This is a genomic window from Pseudomonas granadensis (assembly GCF_900105485.1).
Classification (GTDB): domain Bacteria; phylum Pseudomonadota; class Gammaproteobacteria; order Pseudomonadales; family Pseudomonadaceae; genus Aquipseudomonas; species Aquipseudomonas granadensis.
Genome location: NZ_LT629778.1, coordinates 4432095 through 4451507, shown reverse-complemented (window position 1 = coordinate 4451507; position 19413 = coordinate 4432095). Strand labels below are relative to the sequence as shown.

21 protein-coding genes and 1 tRNA gene are annotated in these 19413 nt (G+C 58.6%); 16 read left to right on the top strand and 6 right to left on the bottom strand.

Annotated elements, in window-relative coordinates:
- The first annotated feature begins 72 nt into the window (after positions 1 to 72).
- Positions 73 to 1245 (top strand): aspartate aminotransferase family protein, encoded by a 1173-nt coding sequence (locus BLU52_RS19655; RefSeq protein WP_090286066.1) that lies wholly within the window; start codon positions 73 to 75, stop codon positions 1243 to 1245.
- A 117-nt stretch (positions 1246 to 1362) separates the two neighbouring features.
- On the opposite strand, the gene BLU52_RS19650 is transcribed toward BLU52_RS19655, so the two are convergent.
- The 3 genes from BLU52_RS19650 to BLU52_RS19640 all read right to left on the bottom strand — a co-directional run bounded on the left by BLU52_RS19650 (position 1363) and on the right by BLU52_RS19640 (position 4634).
- On the bottom strand, positions 1363 to 3282 hold the full coding sequence (locus BLU52_RS19650) for an alkaline phosphatase D family protein (RefSeq protein ID WP_090286064.1): 1920 nt from the start codon (positions 3280 to 3282) through the stop codon (positions 1363 to 1365).
- Between the two features lie 72 nt (positions 3283 to 3354).
- Positions 3355 to 4158, bottom strand: coding sequence for a hypothetical protein (locus BLU52_RS19645; RefSeq protein WP_090286062.1), 804 nt, complete (start codon positions 4156 to 4158; stop codon positions 3355 to 3357).
- A 116-nt stretch (positions 4159 to 4274) separates the two neighbouring features.
- Positions 4275 to 4634 (bottom strand): hypothetical protein, encoded by a 360-nt coding sequence (locus BLU52_RS19640; RefSeq protein WP_231987983.1) that lies wholly within the window; start codon positions 4632 to 4634, stop codon positions 4275 to 4277.
- Positions 4635 to 4825: 191 nt separating this feature from the next.
- On the opposite strand from BLU52_RS19640, the gene BLU52_RS19635 reads away from it, so the two are divergent.
- A complete protein-coding gene (locus BLU52_RS19635) occupies positions 4826 to 5194 on the top strand; it encodes a PH domain-containing protein (protein ID WP_090286060.1) in 369 nt (122 codons plus the stop codon).
- A gap of 18 nt (positions 5195 to 5212) precedes the next feature.
- Here BLU52_RS19635 and BLU52_RS19630 read toward each other — a convergent pair whose 3' ends face one another.
- A complete protein-coding gene (locus BLU52_RS19630) occupies positions 5213 to 5542 on the bottom strand; it encodes a hypothetical protein (protein ID WP_090286058.1) in 330 nt (109 codons plus the stop codon).
- Between the two features lie 347 nt (positions 5543 to 5889).
- On the opposite strand from BLU52_RS19630, the gene BLU52_RS19625 reads away from it, so the two are divergent.
- The 4 genes from BLU52_RS19625 (at position 5890) to BLU52_RS19610 (ending at position 8072) form a co-directional block, all read left to right on the top strand.
- On the top strand, positions 5890 to 6435 hold the full coding sequence (locus tag BLU52_RS19625) for a PAAR domain-containing protein (protein ID WP_090286056.1): 546 nt from the start codon (positions 5890 to 5892) through the stop codon (positions 6433 to 6435).
- 10 nt (positions 6436 to 6445) lie between these two features.
- The gene (locus BLU52_RS19620; RefSeq protein WP_090286055.1) at positions 6446 to 7228 is read left to right on the top strand and encodes a hypothetical protein; all 783 of its coding nucleotides are present in this window, start codon (positions 6446 to 6448) and stop codon (positions 7226 to 7228) included.
- A complete protein-coding gene (locus tag BLU52_RS19615; protein WP_090286052.1) occupies positions 7213 to 7569 on the top strand; it encodes a DUF7079 family protein in 357 nt (118 codons plus the stop codon). The genes BLU52_RS19620 and BLU52_RS19615 overlap by 16 nt, the downstream gene beginning before the upstream one ends.
- 215 nt (positions 7570 to 7784) lie before the next feature.
- Entirely contained in the window at positions 7785 to 8072 is a 288-nt protein-coding gene (locus BLU52_RS19610; RefSeq protein ID WP_090286050.1) for a hypothetical protein, read from the top strand.
- Positions 8073 to 8292: 220 nt separating this feature from the next.
- Here the strand turns inward: BLU52_RS19610 and BLU52_RS19605 are convergent.
- Positions 8293 to 8377 (bottom strand) — tRNA-Leu (locus BLU52_RS19605).
- Between the two features lie 108 nt (positions 8378 to 8485).
- Between BLU52_RS19605 and queA the strand changes: the two genes are divergently transcribed.
- The 6 genes from queA (at position 8486) to BLU52_RS19575 (ending at position 14590) form a co-directional block, all read left to right on the top strand.
- Positions 8486 to 9550 (top strand): tRNA preQ1(34) S-adenosylmethionine ribosyltransferase-isomerase QueA, encoded by a 1065-nt coding sequence (queA, locus tag BLU52_RS19600; protein ID WP_090286048.1) that lies wholly within the window; start codon positions 8486 to 8488, stop codon positions 9548 to 9550.
- 14 nt (positions 9551 to 9564) lie between these two features.
- Positions 9565 to 10680, top strand: a complete 1116-nt coding sequence (tgt, locus tag BLU52_RS19595; protein WP_160768392.1) for a tRNA guanosine(34) transglycosylase Tgt — start codon at positions 9565 to 9567, stop codon at positions 10678 to 10680.
- A gap of 43 nt (positions 10681 to 10723) precedes the next feature.
- Positions 10724 to 11062: a preprotein translocase subunit YajC gene (yajC, locus tag BLU52_RS19590; protein WP_016773317.1), complete on the top strand. Its 339-nt coding sequence runs from the start codon at positions 10724 to 10726 to the stop codon at positions 11060 to 11062.
- 65 nt (positions 11063 to 11127) lie between these two features.
- Positions 11128 to 12996 (top strand): protein translocase subunit SecD, encoded by a 1869-nt coding sequence (gene secD, locus BLU52_RS19585; protein ID WP_090286046.1) that lies wholly within the window; start codon positions 11128 to 11130, stop codon positions 12994 to 12996.
- 9 nt (positions 12997 to 13005) lie between these two features.
- A complete protein-coding gene (gene secF / locus BLU52_RS19580; RefSeq protein ID WP_090286044.1) occupies positions 13006 to 13920 on the top strand; it encodes a protein translocase subunit SecF in 915 nt (304 codons plus the stop codon).
- Between the two features lie 121 nt (positions 13921 to 14041).
- Complete coding sequence (locus BLU52_RS19575) at positions 14042 to 14590, top strand: glycine zipper 2TM domain-containing protein (protein ID WP_090286042.1); 549 nt, start codon at positions 14042 to 14044, stop codon at positions 14588 to 14590.
- A gap of 249 nt (positions 14591 to 14839) precedes the next feature.
- Here BLU52_RS19575 and suhB read toward each other — a convergent pair whose 3' ends face one another.
- Positions 14840 to 15658 carry a type III secretion system regulator SuhB gene (gene suhB / locus BLU52_RS19570; protein WP_090286039.1) on the bottom strand — a complete coding sequence of 273 codons (819 nt, stop codon included), beginning with the start codon at positions 15656 to 15658 and terminating at the stop codon, positions 14840 to 14842.
- A 145-nt stretch (positions 15659 to 15803) separates the two neighbouring features.
- Between suhB and trmJ the strand changes: the two genes are divergently transcribed.
- From trmJ to BLU52_RS19550, 4 genes are all read left to right on the top strand, one after another.
- Complete coding sequence (gene trmJ, locus BLU52_RS19565; protein WP_090286037.1) at positions 15804 to 16574, top strand: tRNA (cytosine(32)/uridine(32)-2'-O)-methyltransferase TrmJ; 771 nt, start codon at positions 15804 to 15806, stop codon at positions 16572 to 16574.
- A 3-nt stretch (positions 16575 to 16577) separates the two neighbouring features.
- Entirely contained in the window at positions 16578 to 17354 is a 777-nt protein-coding gene (cysE, locus tag BLU52_RS19560; RefSeq protein WP_090288629.1) for a serine O-acetyltransferase, read from the top strand.
- 239 nt (positions 17355 to 17593) lie between these two features.
- A complete protein-coding gene (gene iscR, locus BLU52_RS19555) occupies positions 17594 to 18085 on the top strand; it encodes a Fe-S cluster assembly transcriptional regulator IscR (protein WP_003227911.1) in 492 nt (163 codons plus the stop codon).
- Positions 18086 to 18132: 47 nt separating this feature from the next.
- Complete coding sequence (locus BLU52_RS19550) at positions 18133 to 19347, top strand: IscS subfamily cysteine desulfurase (protein WP_090286035.1); 1215 nt, start codon at positions 18133 to 18135, stop codon at positions 19345 to 19347.
- Positions 19348 to 19413: the final 66 nt, after the last annotated feature.

Genomic DNA, 19413 nt, shown 5'->3' with positions numbered 1-19413 from the left:
TTTTGCCGAGTTTATCCAGTTTCGGTGGTTAACCATACTGCCAGCACACCGACCGAACTGGAGCTTCCCGTCATGACCGCCGCGCTGATGAACACCTACCAACCACTGGCCCTCAGCTTCACCAAAGGCCTGGGCACTCGCCTGTGGGATCAGGCCGGTCGTGAATATCTGGATGCGGTGGCCGGGGTGGCGGTGACCAACGTCGGCCACTCGCATCCGCGCATTGTCGCGGCGATCAGCGAGCAGGCGGGATTGCTTCTGCACACCTCCAATCTGTACAGCATCGACTGGCAGCAACAACTGGCTAGACGTCTGACCCGGTTGGCGGGCATGGAGCGCGCATTCTTCAACAACTCCGGTGCCGAAGCCAATGAAACCGCGCTGAAACTCGCGCGCTTGTATGGCTGGCGCAAGGGTGTCGAACAGCCGCTGGTGGTGGTCATGGCCAACGCGTTTCATGGCCGCACGCTCGGCACTTTGTCGGCCAGCGATGGCCCGGCGGTGCGCCTGGGCTTCAACGAATTGCCGGGGGATTTCGTCAAAGTGCCGTTCGGCGATCTCGCCGCGCTGGAGCAGGTGCAGCGTAAACACGGCGGGCGCATCGTGGCGATTCTGGTCGAGCCGATTCAGGGCGAAAGCGGCGTGCAGGTCGCGCCGCCCGGTTACCTCAAAGCTCTGCGCGAGCAGTGCAATCGCCACGCGTGGCTGCTGATGCTCGATGAAATCCAGACCGGCATGGGCCGCACCGGGCAGTGGTTCGCCTTTCAACACGAAGGCATCGTTCCCGACGTCATGACCCTGGCCAAAGGCCTCGGCAATGGCGTGCCGATCGGCGCATGCCTGGCACGCGGCCGCGCGGCCGACCTGTTCACCCCCGGCAGCCACGGCAGCACCTTCGGCGGCAACCCATTGGCCTGCCGGGTCGCCTGCACCGTGCTGGACATCATCGAAGAACAAGGTTTGCTGGAAAATGCGCGGGTACAAGGTGAGCGCCTGTTGGCCCGGTTACGCGCAGAGCTCGCCGACAACCCCAATGTGCTGGCGATTCGCGGACAGGGACTGATGATCGGCATCGAGCTGAAACAACCGGTGCGCGACCTGACGCTGATTGCGGCACGGGATCATGGCTTGTTGATCAACGTCACCCGCGGCAAGACCATACGGCTGCTGCCACCGTTGACGATTGATGAGCGGGAGGTGGGGATGATTGTCAGAGGGGTTGGGCGAGCACTGGCCGTGAACTGATGGCTTGCCCATTTCACTGTGGGAGCGAGCCTGCTCGCGAAAGCGGAATGTCAGTCGACATCTGTGTTGACTGACAGATTGCATTCGCGAGCAGGCTCGCTCCCACACTTGAAGGTCTTACTCGAATTTATCTTCCAACTCCGGCGCCAACATCCGCGTCTTCACCGCCCCGTTCGAGTTGTGCTGAATGATCTCTCGCGGCTGTCCCTGTTCATTGAAAAACACCTGTCCAATCCCCGCTGAATTCCACAACCGTTCCCCGGCCTCGGCATGTTCGGGCGTGTACGGCACGATGCGCATCTGCCGGCGTTTGGTGAACCAGTTCAACGGTGAGCGCGGTGAGTAGAGCCAGCGGTTGAGGCGGTCGAACCATTCCAGCAGGGTCGGCGGAAACTCGTTCTTGATGCCGCTGCTGGTGATCTGCCAGATACGCGGGCCGGCCTTGCGATGGCGGATCAGCACTTCGTAGACGAAGGAATAATGCACGTCACCCGACAGCACCACGTAGTTACCCGGTGTGCGCGAGTGGCGGAAAATATTCAGGATGACCTGCGCGGCGCCGCGATGGGCCATCCAGTTTTCCGCATCGACCAACAGCGGATAACCGCACCAGCTGAAGACCTTTTGCACAGTCTCGATGAGCTTCACGCCAAAGATAGGTGCCGGGGAAACGATGATCGCCGACGGGTGATCGAGCAGTTCTTGCTGCAGTTCGCTCAATGCCTCCCAATCGAGCAAACCCGAAGGTTGCTTGAGCGCCATTTCACTGCGCCAGCGCCGCGTGCGCGTGTCGATCACCACCAGCGCCGGGCTGCTCGGCAGAACGAAGTGCCACTGCTGAAAGCGCAGTAGCTGATCGATCAGATCATCCTGCACCGGTTGGTCCAGATAACCGTCATCGCCGCTGGCGCTCAGCTGTCGGGTCTTGGCCAATACGTCCTTGAACGCATCGGGATTGTTGCCCCAGCCTTGGCACAACAGATAAGCGATCAGCGCGTTGCCGATGATGCGCTTGGAAAACGGATGGCCGTAGGCGGTTTCTTCCCACTGCGCGGACAGGTTCCAGTCATCGGTGATGTCGTGATCGTCGAAAATCATCAGGCTCGGCAGATGCGCCATTGCCCGGGCGACGTTGCCGAGGCCAGCCTTGAAGGCATCGATGCGTGTCTGTTCGAGGCGGTAGCGCTTCAGGCGTGGCGGCGTCAGCGTCGGTGCCTGCGGGTTGATCAACGCCCACGGTATCGGCGACCACACCAGCAGGTACATCGCCATGACTTCGGCGAAGGTCACCAGATGATTGTCGGCGCTGCTGCTGGTGAAAATCGGCTTACGCGCACCGCCGAAAAATCGCTCGCGCAACGTCTCGTTGCTCTCCAGCGCCGGTAACAAATCCGCGCGGTGATAGTAGCTGGCCGGGTGTTCATAGAGCTTGGCACTGTCGCTGACCACCGCGCCTTCGAGGTGTTCGTCGAACAGGCCGAGCCGTTCGATCAACGCATGAATCGCCCGCAGCATCGGCCCGGCGACGTCGTCGGCGTAGACCTGATCGCCGCTCATCATTAGCAGCGCCGGGCGTTGTTGCGGATCGGCTTCCTCAGCCAACAGCTGATCAACGCAAAGCAGACCATCGGTTGCCGGGTGATGCGGCTTGCGACAGGAACCATGCAGCAACTGATCGATCCGCGCGCGCAGGACGAAGTTCGGACTCGTCGCCTCGCCATACAGCAGATGCGGCGCCCAGTCGGCAACACCCGCGGCGTTATCAATCAGCAGGTCATAGTCGATACGCGTATTGCAGGGCAGGACGCTGTCGAGGGCAACATCAATGAGGTGAACAAACGCGTGACGGCCTACGGGAATGACCGTGCATTTCCCGGCATCGAGGGGAATGTCTCCTACACCTTGCAGGCGCAAGGTCAGCGCCAGTTCGCGGCTGCCGACCAGCCACATGACCAGCCGCGTTGGCTGCAGACGGCGCAACAGCGGGCCGGCCAGAACCGGCGGCAGCAAAGAGGTATCGGTCAGGTGTCGAGACATCGAAGGGCAAAGCTCAAGGCGTACAGGCTGGCGATGATAACGCAGCCGGCGCCTTGAGCGCTTAAGCGAGGCTTAAGAGTCGGCTTTCTTCAATTTCAGGTCGAGCAATTGCCAGTCGGAATAACCTGCAGCATCGGCCGGCAACTGTTTGATCGAGCAATCGAATTGGTAGAGAACGTCGTCGCCAAGCATATTGCGGGCGGTGACGGTATTGGTGATGGTGTAGGTCTGATCCTTGAACAATCGGCTATCGGTTTTGGCTCGTGGAGTAATCATCGCCGCCGCCGGAAAACGCATGGCTCTTTGCACGAACGGAACGCACATGACCGCTGCCAGTACTGACTTGTCAGCGTCAGGCTGCGTTCCCATCATTCGGCGCAGGGTGACAACGTTCGCGCCCACAACGTCTTCAAGTTTCTTCTCCGATATCGTCGTCGTTGCCATGCGCTGGCTATAAAACGGCATGAGCGGAGACTCCGGCGGCGAAGGCTCATTTTGCGGTGTGCTGGCAACGTAGGTCGGAAGGTTGCTGGTGACCGGGGTGGGTGCTGGCATGGGTACCGGTGTAGGTGCTGGCGTAAGTGCAGGTGCCGGCGCAGGCTCCTTTACCGTAACGGTCGCAGGCTCGGCTTCAGGCATCACCGCAGCAGGATCGACTGTCTGGGCAGCGGTTTCTTCGACGGCCTGCGTTTTCGGCTCGTGTGCCATCGGGAACAGCGAAAGGCTGATGGACAACACCACCAGGCCGACGATCAAACCGCCTGCCAAACCGACCATATTGCCGAAAAACAGATTCCAGCTGCCGCGGTTCTTCACCACCCAGCGCCACATGAAACCCCACACCGCAACAAATGCCAGCAAGCGCAAAAAATCCATTCGATCCTTTCCTTAACCCTTCAAAAAGCCAAGATCAACGCACTCCCGTGGTGAGCGCTGACGATGGGCGGCACGATAGCAAAACCCACGCGTAACGCCAGCGGTGAGTGCGCTGCTCAGCGCAAGTTGACTGCAATAATCGTTAATGTCGTCACGCCAGCGGCCACTGCACAGAGACCCGCCCCGATGTGGCGTAATAGCGGATGCGCTGGCCGTGGTCGACTGGCCATCCACATCCAGACACCCGCCAGCACGCCTGCTGTGGTGGTCACAGCCAGTACGCTTCCTTTGAAGTGTGTCGACGAAGCTGCATCTGACGGGAATAGGCTTGAGACGATGACCGAAACGGTCATCGCGACCACAAAACCACCGGCAGCGCCTGCCAGGTTGGCCTGAATCAGATTCCAGTTTCCGCGCTCGGTCGCGATCCAGACCCACACCACAGTCCAAATGAACAGGTAAAGCAAAGCCAGCATGCTGCGTGTCCTTAGAAAATCGATACCGTCGAGGCGCTCGAAACCTCGTCGTCGGCAGTGGACGGCAAGATAGCAAAATAGTAGCTTCGCGCCACTTTCTTCGTCTGTGTCACGGCGGGGCGAGCGACATTCGAGTCGTCAGAGTGCGTAAGTAAAGTGCAGGATTTTTTCTTCAACCAGAGGATGGACAGATGATCGACTTCAACAACAAAGGCTTCTTCAAACTCAAACAGAACGACGAGTACGCCGAGCGCGTTACCGCGCTGTTGCTGGAAGGCGAACAAGTCATCGACGCTTACAAAGCCATGCGCGACGGCGTGGTGTTCACCAACAAACGCATCATCGCCGTCAACGTCCAGGGCATCACCGGCAGCAAAAAGGATTTCACCTCGCTGCCGTACAAGAACATCGTCGCCTACTCCGTGGAAACATCGGGCACGTTCGACCTGGATTCGGAACTGGAGATCTACTTTTCGTCACTAGGGAAAGTGAAGTTCGAATTCACCGGCAAGACGTCGATGGTGGAAATTTCGAAGTACATTTCCAGCTATCTGCTCTAACCAATCCCCGCGCGGCATTCAAAGAATGTCGCGCAAATACCCCTTGATCGCGAGCAGCGGCTGATCCAACTGCTCCAGCGACTGCGCCCGACTCAACTGCACCGACAACTTGCTCAACTCCCGCCCCAACGGCTTCTCGACACCGCCCAATGCATCCATCGCCAGGCTCAGGCATTCGTTCATCTTGAACTGAATCGCCTGCACATCGCCGCGCTTGACCAACAGCTCGAAAATGTCCTTCTGGTAATCTCCCATGACCATGTCATCACGCAGAATCGGGCTCAGGCCTTCCTCCTCGTAGGCGAGTTTGAGAGAGAAGAGGGCGATGGTTTCCAGTGAGGTTTCCATGGGGCGTCTTGTCAGTTGAAGTGGAGGACTTGGAACCGATGCGCACACGAAGATGCAGCCGGTAGGCCTGTAGCGCGGGCGTGATTATACGAGCCGCTGGCGCAGCGTTGACATTCATTTTGATGTGGCGGTTTGATTGGGATTGCGTTGGAAAGTCAGCGCGCATCCGATCTCGAAATGTGACGGAGATCTATAAGCGCCAACACGGTACCAGCCGATCTGCCTCCGAAATAGCAAAAAAGGCCGGTTCGCTAACCGAGCGCTTTTGTTGGAGGACGAGAGCGGTTATCCAGGCTGAGTTCGTGCTAGTTTTGCCTTTCGTACGGATTTTATGACAGGAGTCATCCATGGCTAACCCAGCCGCACGTAAGAGCGATCCCTCTAGCTGTCCTGTTCCCGGGCACGGAACAAACCCCATCGCGACCGGTTCTCCTGACGTGTTTTTCGATGGCTTGCCCGCAGCTCGCCAAGGCGACACATGCACCTGCGGCAGTGCGCTCTCCTCGGGGCTTTCCTCAACCGTTTTCATCAACGGCAAAAACGCTGCCACCATCAATACGGGCGGTACGCACGGCAGCATTGTCATCGGTGGATCGAGCACGATCATCATTGGTGACACGCATACACCCTACGAGTTTGTTCCGCCGGAACCCGTAATCGGGCAAGCCAGATGGATTGGCTTCAGAATTCCTGCAGAGGAAAGTTATGAGGGCTTATCGTGTGTCGCGCATTTCGAGGATGGATCGTCGCTGCAAGGTGTCTTCGATAAAGACAATGCAGTTAAATTCGCGAACCCATCCGGCAAGACGTGTTTGATGCTCAAATTCGAGGAGGAACAGCCCGCCGAAAGCTCGTCTCTCACTGAAAGCCTCTTGAGCAAAATATTGGGATAAGGACCATCCTATGACCGAGCCGTACATTGTGACAGGCAGCTACGTAGTCCAGCGCGAGCATGCCTTGCAGGATTCGCCACTTGATAGAGCTTTAGAGCTGATGGAGGGCACCGCGCTGAGATTTTCACTGGATGCGATCTCTGATGAAAAGATCAGATCGAGCTATACCAAGAACATCAAGCGTATGTCTCAGCAGGTCAGAGATGACGTGAAGGCTGGGAGGATTTCGGCGCAAGAAGGCGTGAAGTTCAGTCATGAGATGCGAAACAAAATCATGATGGAGCATCGTAAATTCACCTCAGCGCAAGGGTTGGCAATCGCTCAGAGGAAGAAGAAAGAGGGGAAGGGACTCAAAACGCTTTTGGATATCTATGCCGAAAACCTGTTTCAGAAGGGATACGACAGCCTTTCAGACATAGAGAAGAACAAGGTTCATTACGCGATCCTGGAATCATCGGGTCGTGATAACGCGAGATTCACGGCCGGCACTAAAAAAATGCTGATCATGGGCAAGCTAGGTGTTCTCGTGACGGCGGCTTTAGCAACCTATCAAATATTGAATGCCGACAACAAACCCAAAGAAGCTGCTCGCCAAGGCATTATCGTAGGTGCTGGTGCAGTCGGCGGTATTCTTGCGGGGATGGGCGTTAGCGCACTGTGCGGCCCAGGCGCGCCCATTTGCGCAATAGCCGTTGTCTTGGCAGGAACCATCGGCGGTGGTATTGCAGGCGAAGCGGTGGCAAGCACATTCGATGAAGAGTTAGAGGAGCTCACCCATTGGGACATCTTCTGACTGAGCCACAGCTCACCAAAATTAGAGCGGCTCTTTCCGAGCCCTTTAACGATTTTCCCGTCGAATACGACTATTTGGCGAATAAGGTGAGAGGCGTCGACCCAGAAACACTTTACTCAATTCTCTATTCAGAAGTCGCGCCGGTGTGCTTTACCAATCTCGTTGCAGCTGTGCCTCCTATATGGACGGGTTTTGACCCCGACCTACTCAGAGAGTCGATTGAGGAAAGGCTGCAAGCTAGAGAGCGCAACTGGTTTCGACGTCAGTTCGATAAAGTGCTGGTTCGTTGGCTCCAATACGAATACGCCTACATCTGGAAGGAAATCGCCAGTAGGCTTTGAAGCCGAACGTCTTATGGACCAAGCGATCGCGATAAGGAGTCGGTTGTGGCAAAACTCGCGACACGGTTAACCAATCGGGCTTCTTCCCTAGCGCCAAAATATGGAGCCAAAACCATTGCTGCAAATTTTCCTGAGCAACTCTTTGATGGACTTGCTGCCTCCGGAAGGGTGAGCGCTTGGCTAGGCGGTAGCGCGTTGGTTCCGGCGTCACAAGAATGAAGAAGCTGATTGCCCTGATTGGATTGGCTCTGGTGACCGTGCTCTACGTTGGGTATTACGAAGCGCTGGAGGATGGAGACATTGAAACCATCCTGTTCATCAAGAAGCATCCGACGTTTCAGATGAAGTTTTACAACATCCACGCCAATGATGGGGAAATTCGGCGAGTCGAACGACTCACGGACGAGGAGCGAAACTGGATCATCGATTACTGCAGATACCGGCTGGGCATCGAAACCGATCTGAAAACACAAAACGACGTTGAAGTTTGCAGGAAAAAATAGATGGCCGGGATTCAAAAAATGCTTCTTCGGAGGCCTTTTTTAATCGTCGACAATTTGCTCAGCAGGTCTTTGTCTCGTGGGGCTGTGCTTGGTTTTGAATTCTGATCCTCGGCGCGGTTGTTGAAGGCAAACTTCTGCGTCCCCGGCATACGAAAACCCAACAGCCCACTTTTCCACAGACGAAAAAAAAGGCCTTGCAAAGCAAGACCTTTCTTAATTTTGGTGCCCCGAGGGAGACTCGAACTCCCACTCCTTTCGAAAACGGATTTTGAATCCGCCGCGTCTACCAATTCCGCCATCAGGGCTCAATGGCGGCGAAGTATAGAGAGGTCATTACCGTTGGTCAATCACGTTTCATGGTCAATTTTCGATAATTCCGCTAGACTTTCCGGCCCTGCTAGACGAACCCCATCATGCGCGTTGCTGACTTTACTTTCGAGCTTCCTGATTCGCTGATCGCCCGCCATCCTTTGGCCGAGCGTCGCGGTAGTCGCCTGCTGACCCTCGATGGGCCGAGCGGCGCCCTGGCACACCGTCAATTTACTGATTTGCTTGAGCATTTGCGCCCGGGCGATTTGATGGTGTTCAACAATACCCGGGTGATTCCGGCGCGGCTGTTCGGGCAGAAAGCGTCCGGCGGCAAGCTGGAAGTTCTTGTCGAGCGCGTGCTCGACAGCCACCGCGTGCTGGCGCATGTGCGCTCGAGCAAGTCGCCGAAGCCGGGTTCGAAGATTCTTATCGACGGCGGTGGCGAAGCCGAGATGCTGGCGCGTCACGATGCGTTGTTCGAGCTGGGCTTCGCTGAAGAAGTGCTGCCGCTGCTCGATCGTGTCGGGCACATGCCATTGCCTCCTTATATAGACCGCCCGGATGAGGGCTCGGATCGCGAGCGTTATCAGACCGTGTACGCCGAGCGCCTGGGCGCGGTGGCGGCGCCGACGGCGGGACTGCATTTCGATCAGCCGTTGCTGGAAGCGATTGCGGCCAAGGGCGTCGAGACCGCGTTCGTCACGCTGCACGTCGGTGCGGGAACGTTCCAGCCGGTGCGCGTCGACAAGATCGAAGATCACCACATGCACACTGAATGGCTGGAAGTCGGCCAGGACGTGGTCGATGCCGTGGCCGCTTGCCGTGCGCGCGGCGGTCGAGTGATCGCGGTCGGCACGACCAGTGTGCGTTCGCTGGAGAGTGCGGCGCGCGATGGTGTGCTCAAGCCGTTCAGTGGCGACACCGACATCTTTATCTACCCGGGCCGGCCGTTTCATGTGGTCGATGCCCTGGTGACCAATTTCCATTTGCCGGAATCGACGCTGTTGATGCTGGTTTCGGCATTTGCCGGGTACCCGGAAACCATGGCTGCCTACAAAGCCGCGGTCGACAACGGTTACCGCTTTTTCAGCTACGGTGATGCGATGTTCATCACCCGCAATCCCGCTCCAACTGCCCCTGAACAATCAGGCCCAGAGGAAACAGAATGAGTCGCGAATGTCGAATGTCCTTTGAGCTGCTGGCCACCGATGGCAAGGCTCGCCGTGGTCGCCTGACCTTCCCCCGTGGCACCGTCGAGACCCCGGCGTTCATGCCGGTCGGCACCTACGGCACGGTCAAGGGCATGTTGCCGCGTGACATCGTCGCCACGGGCGCGGAGATCATTCTGGGCAACACCTTCCACCTGTGGCTGCGTCCCGGTACTCAGGTGATCAAAGAGCACGGCGACCTGCATGATTTCATGCAGTGGAAAGGCCCGATCCTGACCGATTCCGGCGGCTTCCAGGTGTTCAGCCTCGGTGCGATGCGCAAGATCAAGGAGGAGGGCGTGACCTTCGCCTCCCCAGTCGATGGCGCGAAAGTGTTCATGGGCCCGGAAGAATCGATGCAGGTGCAGCGCGATCTTGGCTCCGACATCGTGATGATCTTCGACGAATGCACGCCGTACCCGGCCGACGAAGATGTCGCTCGCGTATCGATGGAACTGTCGTTGCGCTGGGCGCAGCGTTCGAAGAATGCCCATGGCGACAACACCGCGGCGCTGTTCGGCATCGTGCAGGGTGGCATGCATGAAAACTTGCGCATGCGCTCGCTCGAAGGCCTCGACAAGATCGGCTTCGACGGCCTCGCCATTGGCGGCCTGTCGGTGGGCGAACCGAAGCACGAAATGATCAAAGTGCTCGACTACCTGCCGGGCCAGATGCCCGCTGACAAACCTCGTTACCTTATGGGCGTTGGCAAACCGGAAGATCTGGTTGAGGGTGTGCGCCGCGGTGTGGACATGTTCGATTGCGTGATGCCAACCCGTAATGCCCGCAATGGGCATCTGTTCATTGATACTGGCGTGCTGAAGATCCGTAACGCGTTCCATCGCCATGATGAATCGCCGCTGGATCCGACCTGCGATTGCTATACCTGCCAGAACTTCTCGCGCGCTTATCTGCATCACCTGGACAAGTGCGGCGAAATGCTCGGCAGCATGCTCAATACCATCCATAACTTGCGCCATTATCAGGTGCTGATGGCTGGTTTGCGCGAGGCTATTCAACAGGGTACATTGGCCGCCTTTGTCGATGCCTTCTACGCCAAACGCGGGCTTCCCGTTCCGCCTTTGGACTGAGTTTTCTGACCCCAAGATTCAACATTTGCAACTGGAGTGCTAAATGAGCTTTTTTATCTCTAACGCCATGGCTGACGCAGCTGCACCGGCTGCTGCAAGCCCAATGGGCGGCGGCTTCGAGTGGATTTTCCTGGTCGGCTTCCTGGTCATCTTCTACCTGATGATCTGGCGTCCACAGGCCAAGCGCGCCAAAGAGCAGAAGAACCTGCTGAGCAGCCTGCAGAAAGGCGACGAAGTCGTGACCACTGGCGGCATCGCCGGCAAGATCACCAAGGTTGCCGATGACTTCGTGGTTCTGGAAGTCTCCGACACCGTTGAAATGAAGTTCCAGAAAGGCGCCATCGCCGCCACGCTGCCAAAAGGCACGCTGAAAGCGATCTAAAAGCAACAACTTCTACTCAATCGACGGGGCGCGCAAGGCGCCCCGCGTTCATAACGGGCGGCGTGATGCTGAACAAATACCCTCTGTGGAAATACATTCTGATCCTGGCGGTGCTGGCGATCGGTCTGATTTATTCCGCTCCCAATCTTTACCCCGATGACCCGGCCATTCAGATCAGCGGCGCCAGCACGGCCCTGCAGGTCAATCAGGCCGATCTGGATCGCGTCAGCACGGCGCTGAAAGAATCCGGCATCAACGTCAAGGCAGCCACGCTGACCGCGGGTGGCAAGGGCGGTCTGATCCGTCTGGCCAAGGCTGAAGACCAGCTGCCGGCCAAGGACGTTGTGCGCAAGGCATTGGGTGATGACTACGTCGTCGCGCTGAACCTGGCACAGACCACTCCGCAATGGCTGCGCAATCTGGGCGCGCACCCGATGAAGCTGGGTCTGGACTTGTCCGGTGGTGTGCACTTCCTGCTTGAAGTGGACATGGACAAAGCCCTCGATGCACGCCTGAAAGTCTACGAAGGCGACGTCAAGAGCCTGCTGCGCAAAGAAAAGCTGCGTTATCGCAGCCTGCCGCAACTGGGCGGTGCCATTCAGCTGGGCTTCGCTGACGAAGACAGCCGCGAACAGGCTCGCAGCCTGATCCGCAAGAACTTCAACGATTTCGACATTGTTCCGGCCGACCTCAACGGTCAACCGGTGCTGCGTCTGGCGATGACCCCGGCCAAGCTGGCGGAAATCCGTGAATACTCCATCAAGCAGAACCTGACCACGGTACGTAATCGTGTCAACGAGCTGGGTGTTGCCGAACCGATCGTGCAGCGTCAGGGCGCCAACCGCATCGTGGTTGAGCTGCCAGGCGTGCAGGACACTGCCGAAGCCAAGCGTATTCTCGGCAAGACGGCCAACCTTGAGTTCCGTCTGGCCGCTGAGCCGGGCGCTTCGAAAGCCACTTCCGAGTCGTTCGAATTCCGTGAAGGCAATCGTCCGCCAGCGCAAATCGAGCGTGGTCTGATCATCACTGGTGACCAGGTCACCGACGCCAAGGCCGGTTTCGGCGAGCACGGCACGCCAGAAGTGAACATCCGTCTGGATGGTCACGGTGGCGAGCTGATGAGCCGCGCGACCCGTTCGAACGTCGGTCGCAGCATGGCGGTGATCTTCATCGAACAGCGCCCGGTGACGACTTACACCAAGCAGGTTATCAACGGCGTCGAGAAAGACGTGCCGGTGCAGACCTTCAAGGAAGAGAAGAAGATCATCAGCCTGGCGACCATTCAGTCGCCGCTGGGTGCGCAGTTCCGTATCACCGGCCTGAACGGCCAGGGCGAATCGTCCGAGCTGGCGCTGCTGCTGCGTGCCGGTGGTCTGGCGGCGCCGATGTACTTCGCTGAAGAGCGCACAATCGGTCCGAGCCTGGGTGCTGACAACATCACCAAAGGTATCGACGCGTCGCTGTGGGGCATGCTGTTCGTGTCGCTGTTCATCATCGCCATCTACCGCTTCTTCGGCGTTATCGCCACCGTCGCGCTGGCGGTGAACATGGTGCTGTTGCTGGCGCTGATGTCGCTGCTGGGTGCCACGCTGACCCTGCCGGGCATCGCCGGTATCGTGCTGACCATGGGTATGGCGGTCGACGCCAACGTGCTGATCTTCTCGCGGATCCGTGAAGAGATCGCCGCCGGCATGACCGTGCAGCGTGCAATCAACGAAGGCTTCGGCCGGGCATTCACCGCGATTCTCGACGCCAACCTGACCACCTTGCTGGTCGGCGGCATTCTCTTCGCCATGGGCACCGGCCCGGTGAAGGGCTTCGCAGTGACCATGTCCCTCGGGATCTTTACCTCGATGTTCACGGCCATCATGGTGACCCGCGCAATGGTCAACCTGATCTTTGGCGGACGTGACTTCAAGAAGTTGTGGATTTAAGGGGCTGCCATGTTACGTACAATCAACTTCATGGGCGTTCGCAACTTCGCGTTCGGCGTCACGGTTTTTCTCACGCTGCTGGCGATGTTCAGCGTCGTCACCAAGGGCATGAACTGGGGCCTGGACTTCACCGGCGGTACGCTCATCGAGCTGACCTACGAGCGTCCGGCCGATGTCACCAAGGTCCGCGAGCAGTTGGCGACCTCGGGTTACCACGAAGCCATCGTGCAGAACTTCGGTGCCACCACTGACCTGCTGGTGCGCATGCCGGGTGAAGACCCGCAGCTCGGCCATCAGGTCGCGGAAGCGCTGCAGAAAGTCGGCGGCGACAACCCGGCGACGGTCAAGCGTGTCGAGTTCGTCGGTCCGCAGGTCGGTGAGGAGTTGCGCGACCAGGGCGGCCTCGGCATGCTCCTGGCGCTCGGTGGCATCCTGATCTACCTGGCGTTCCGCTTTCAGTGGAAATTCGCGGTCGGCGCCATCGTGTCGCTGATCCACGACGTGATCGTGACTATCGGTATCCTGTCGTTCTTCCAGATCACCTTCGACCTGACGGTGCTGGCGGCGGTGCTGGCGATCATCGGTTACTCGCTGAACGACACCATCGTCGTGTTCGACCGGGTGCGCGAGAACTTCCGTGTCCTGCGCAAGGCGTCGCTGATCGAGAACATCAACATCTCGACCACCCAGACCCTGCTGCGCACCATGGCGACGTCGATCTCGACTTTGCTGGCGATCGCGGCGCTGCTGATCTTCGGCGGCGACAACCTGTTCGGCTTCTCCATCGCGCTGTTCATCGGCGTGCTGGCGGGTACGTACTCGTCGATCTACATCGCCAACGTGGTGCTGATCTGGCTGAACCTGACTACAGAGGATCTGATTCCTCCGGCCAACACCGAGCAGGAAGTCGACGACCGTCCATAACGGCCCTCGAAACCCCGGCTGTCAGGCCACGAAAGGCGCGAGTTGAACTCGCGCCTTTTTTTGTGCTCCAAGGCTGGGAGAAGCGCGGGCGCGTCCCGCATGTGATGGTCAGGAGGTTCATGTGAACAAGTCGTTGCTGGTTGGTGCGGTATTGGGTGCTGTCGGTGTTACAGCCGGGGGTGCTGTTGCCACCTACAGCCTGGTTAAAAGCGGCCCTGAGTATGCGCAAGTGCTAGCCGTTGAGCCGGTCAAGACACAGATCAAGACTCCACGTGAAGTATGCAAGGATGTAACGGTGACCCGTCAGGCACCGGTGAAAGATCAACACCAGATCGCCGGGACCGTGGTTGGCGCGCTGGCCGGTGGTTTGCTGGGTAACCAGATTGGTGGCGGCACCGGCAAGAAAATTGCCACGGTGGCCGGCGCGGTCGGTGGCGGTTACGCGGGCAACAAGGTGCAGGAGGGCATGCAGGAGCGTGACACCTACACCACCACGCAAACCCGCTGCAACACGGTCAATGACATCAGCGACAAGGTCGTCGGTTACGACGTTCGTTACTCACTCGATGGCAAGGAAGGCAAAGTGCGGATGGACCGCGATCCGGGCAATCAGATTCCGGTCGACGAGGAAGGCAAGCTGATCCTGTCGCAGAACGAGCCGGGTCAGTAAGGTTTCACCGTTTGGAAAAGAAGCACCCTGCGGGGTGCTTTTTTTTGTGCCTGGGATTTAAGCATCACCACCATCCCTTGTAGGAGTGAGCCTGCTCGCGATAGCTATTTATCGTTCAAAACAGGTGGTGGCTGAAACACCGCTATCGCGAGCAGGCTCACTCCTACATTGGATTTGCTGGGTGTCAGGACGCGAATTGCAGGCATAAAAAAAGCACCCCGCAGGGTGCTTTTCTGATTCGTTCGAAGCTTAGCGCTTCAGCGAAGCCGGCAGGTGCGGCTGGATCGCCGTCAGCACTGCCTTGAAACATTTGGTGTTGCCGGCAACGATGTGGCCTTTTTCAAGGAAGTCGTGACCGCCGGTGAAATCACTCACCAGGCCGCCGGCTTCTTGAATCAGCAGGGCGCCTGCGGCCATGTCCCACTCGGACAGACCCGACTCCCAGAACGCATCGAAACGACCGGCAGCGACGTAAGCCAGGTCCAGGCTCGCTGCGCCAGCGCGGCGGATGCCGGCGGTCTGGCCTACCAGGGAGCGGAACATGCCCAGGTAGTTGTCGAGGTTGTCCATCTGGTCGTTGCGGAACGGGAAGCCGGTACCCAGCAGGGCGCCGTCGAGGCTGGTACGGCCGCTGACGCGCAGGCGACGACCGTTCAGTTGTGCGCCGCGACCACGGCTGGCGGTGAATTCTTCCTGGCGCACCGGGTCCAGAACCACAGCGTGTTCCAGGCGACCACGGTATTTGCAGGCGATGCTGACCGCGAAGTGCGGAATGCCACGCAGGAAGTTGGTGGTGCCGTCCAGCGGATCGATGATCCACAGGTATTCTTCGCCTTCGATACCGGTGCCGGCGTGCAGGCCGGTCTCTTCACCCCGGATCGAGTGATTCGGGTAAGCCTTGCGCAGGGCGTCGATGATTTTCTGTTCAGCGGCGCGATCGACCTCGGATACGTAATCCTTGGCGTCTTTTTCGTCGACCTTGATGGTATCCAGGCGCTCGATGGAGCGGAAGATCAGTTCACTGGCGCTGCGGGCGGCGCGCAGCGCGATATTCAGCATGGGCTGCATGGATGTGTCACCTAAGGTTGTTAAAGAAAGCCGCGCATTCTATCAGAACTTTTCTTCAGGTGAAGGACACTGTTCGCTTTCATAGCTTAACGGTAGGCTGTTCTGTAAGATTTGCCCCCCTTTCCAATGTCCGAGAGCGCCTCCCTTGCTGCAGAACATTCGTGTCGTCCTGGTCAATACCAGCCACCCCGGAAACATCGGCGGGGCCGCGCGCGCCATGAAAAACATGGGTCTGTCGCGTCTGGTGCTGGTCGAGCCACGCCAGTTTCCGCACCACGAAGCCGATGCCCGAGCATCCGGTGCCGGAGACATCCTTGAAAACGCGCAAGTCGTCGCCACTTTGGAAGACGCGCTGGTCGGCTGCAATTTGGTCCTCGGTACCAGTGCGCGGGATCGGCGTATTCCCTGGCCGCTGCTCGATCCGCGTGAATGCGGAACCAAAGTCATCGAAGAAGCCGGGCAGGGCGCCGAAATCGCTTTGGTGTTCGGGCGTGAAGATTCCGGCCTGACCAACGAAGAGCTGCAGCGATGTCACTTCCACGTGCACATCCCTTCCGACCCGACGTTCAGTTCGTTGAACCTGGGGGCGGCGGTGCAGGTGTTGAGTTATGAAGTGCGCATGGCCTGGCTGGCCTCGCAGGGTCAGCCGAGCAAGGTCGAGAAAGAAGAAGTGGCTTCGGTGAAAAGCGCCGAGCTGGCGACCATGGATGAGCTGGAGCGCTTTTATGAGCATCTGGAGCAGACATTGGTCGCGATCGAATTTCTCGACCCGGAAAAGCCCCGGCACTTGATGGCACGCCTGCGCCGGTTGTACGGACGCAGCTCGGTCAGCCGGGCGGAAATGAATATTTTGCGGGGCATTCTCACGGAAACCCAGAAAGCGGCCCGTGGTGAGCTTCTTAAGCGGAAGGACTGAATGATGTTTGAGCGTTTGCGTGAAGATATCCAGAGCGTATTCCATCGAGACCCGGCGGCGCGTAACGCTTTTGAAGTCCTGACCTGCTACCCCGGCATGCATGCGATCTGGATTCATCGCCTGGCTGGCATGCTCTGGCGCAATGATCTGAAGTGGCTGGCGCGGCTGGTGTCGAACTTCGGCCGCTGGCTGACCGGCATCGAGATTCATCCGGGCGCCAAGGTCGGCCGTCGGTTCTTCATCGACCACGGCATGGGTATCGTTATCGGTGAGACCGCCGAGATCGGCGACGACGTGACCATCTATCAGGGCGTGACTCTTGGCGGCACCAGTTGGAACAAGGGCAAGCGTCACCCGACGCTGGGTGACGGTGTGGTGGTCGGTGCGGGCGCCAAGGTGCTCGGTCCGTTCACGGTCGGTGCTGGTGCCAAGGTCGGTTCCAACGCGGTGGTGACCAAGGAAGTGCCGCCGGGCGCCACCGTGGTGGGGATTCCCGGGCGCATCATCGTCAAGTCCGATGAAGAGCAGGACGCCAAGCGCAAGGCCATGGCCGAGAAAATCGGTTTCGATGCCTATGGCGTCAGCGAAGACATGCCCGACCCGGTGGCGCGCGCCATCGGCCAGTTACTCGATCACCTGCAAGCGGTCGACGGACGACTGGAAGGCATGTGCGGCGCGTTGAAGGATCTGGGCAGCAATTACTGTGCGAAAGATCTGCCTGAGCTGCGTGAAGAAGACTTTGCCTGTGTGAAGGGCAAGGACGAATCGAAAGCCAGCTAAACCGCAGCGCGGCCTTCGCGAGCAGGCTCACTCCTACAGGGGAGCGCATTTCAAATGTAGGAGTGAGCCTGCTCGCGAAGAACGATAACGCGGTTGCGCTGGCTGTACGTCACAGGCCTTTGCTATAGTGCGCGCGCTCTTTTGCGGGTAAACCCGACTAAAGCACTAGGTCTTATAGTTGACTTAAATGCTCGGGAATTGCATACTCCCGCCCATTCTGAACTCCGTGGTAACTGTCCATGCGACTGACTACAAAAGGCCGATACGCCGTGACCGCCATGCTTGACCTGGCGTTGCACGCGCAGCACGGGCCGGTGTCCCTGGCCGATATCTCCGAGCGCCAAGGCATCTCCCTGTCCTACCTCGAACAGCTGTTCGCCAAACTGCGTCGCAGCAACCTGGTTTCCAGTGTTCGCGGTCCGGGTGGTGGCTACCAGTTGTCCCGCGACATGCAGGGCATCCAGGTCGCCCAGGTGATCGATGCGGTGAACGAATCGGTCGACGCCACCAAGTGCCAGGGCCAGGGCGATTGCCATTCCGGCGACACCTGCCTGACCCACCATCTGTGGTGCGACCTGAGCCTGCAGATTCACGAATTTCTAAGTGGTATCAGCTTGGCTGATCTTGTGACTCGCCGTGAGGTGCAAGAAGTAGCCCAGCGTCAGGACCAGCGCCGTTGCAACAGCAAGGCGCCACGCCTGGACAAGATTGAAGCGTCCGCCGTCGAATGACCGCCAGAGAGCCAACGGCACGCCAGCCCTGATTTAGGAGATAGTCCATGAAATTGCCGATTTACCTTGATTACTCTGCGACCACCCCGGTTGATCCGCGTGTTGCGCAAAAAATGAGTGAATGCCTGCTGGTTGACGGAAACTTCGGCAACCCGGCGTCGCGCTCCCACGTATTCGGCTGGAAGGCTGAAGAGTCGGTCGAAAACGCCCGTCGTCAGGTGGCCGATCTGGTCAATGCCGATCCGCGCGAAATCGTCTGGACCTCCGGTGCCACCGAGTCCGACAACCTGGCAATCAAGGGTGCGGCACATTTCTACGCCTCCAAGGGCAAGCACCTGATCACCAGCAAGATCGAACACAAGGCCGTTCTCGACACCATGCGCCAACTGGAGCGCGAAGGTTTCGAAGTGACTTACCTTGAGCCGACCGAAGACGGTCTGATCACTCCGGCGATGATTGATGCGGCACTGCGCGAAGACACCATTCTGGTGTCGGTGATGCACGTGAACAACGAAATCGGCACCGTCAACGACATCGTTGCAATCGGCGAACTGCTGCGCTCCAAGGGTGTGCTGTTCCACGTCGACGCCGCTCAGTCCACTGGCAAGGTCGACATCGACCTGCAGAAGCTGAAAGTCGACATGATGTCGTTCTCCGCCCACAAGACCTACGGCCCTAAAGGCATCGGTGCGCTGTACGTCAGCCGCAAGCCGCGTGTGCGCATCGAAGCGACCATGCACGGCGGCGGTCACGAGCGTGGCATGCGTTCCGGCACCCTGGCGACCCACCAGATCGTCGGCATGGGCGAGGCGTTCCGTGTGGCTAAAGAAGACATGGCCGCTGAAAACGTCCGTATCAAAGCCTTGAGCGACCGTTTCTACAAGCAGGTCGAGCATCTGGAAGAGCTGTACGTCAACGGCAGCCTGACCGCCCGCGTTCCGCACAACCTGAACCTGAGCTTCAACTACGTTGAAGGCGAGTCGCTGATCATGGCGCTCAAGGATCTGGCGGTATCGTCCGGTTCGGCGTGCACCTCGGCGTCGCTGGAGCCTTCGTACGTATTGCGCGCTTTGGGCCGCAACGACGAACTGGCACACAGCTCGATCCGCTTTACCTTCGGCCGTTTCACCACCGAAGAAGAAATCGACTACGCCGCGCAGAAAGTCTGCGAGGCCGTTACCAAGCTGCGCGCTCTGTCGCCGCTGTGGGACATGTACAAAGATGGCGTCGATATCTCGAAAATCGAGTGGGCGGCACACTAACCAAAGAAGCCGCCGGATACAGGTCCTGTAGCGACGCGGCGGTTCACGCAGCGCAGTTGCAGGGTC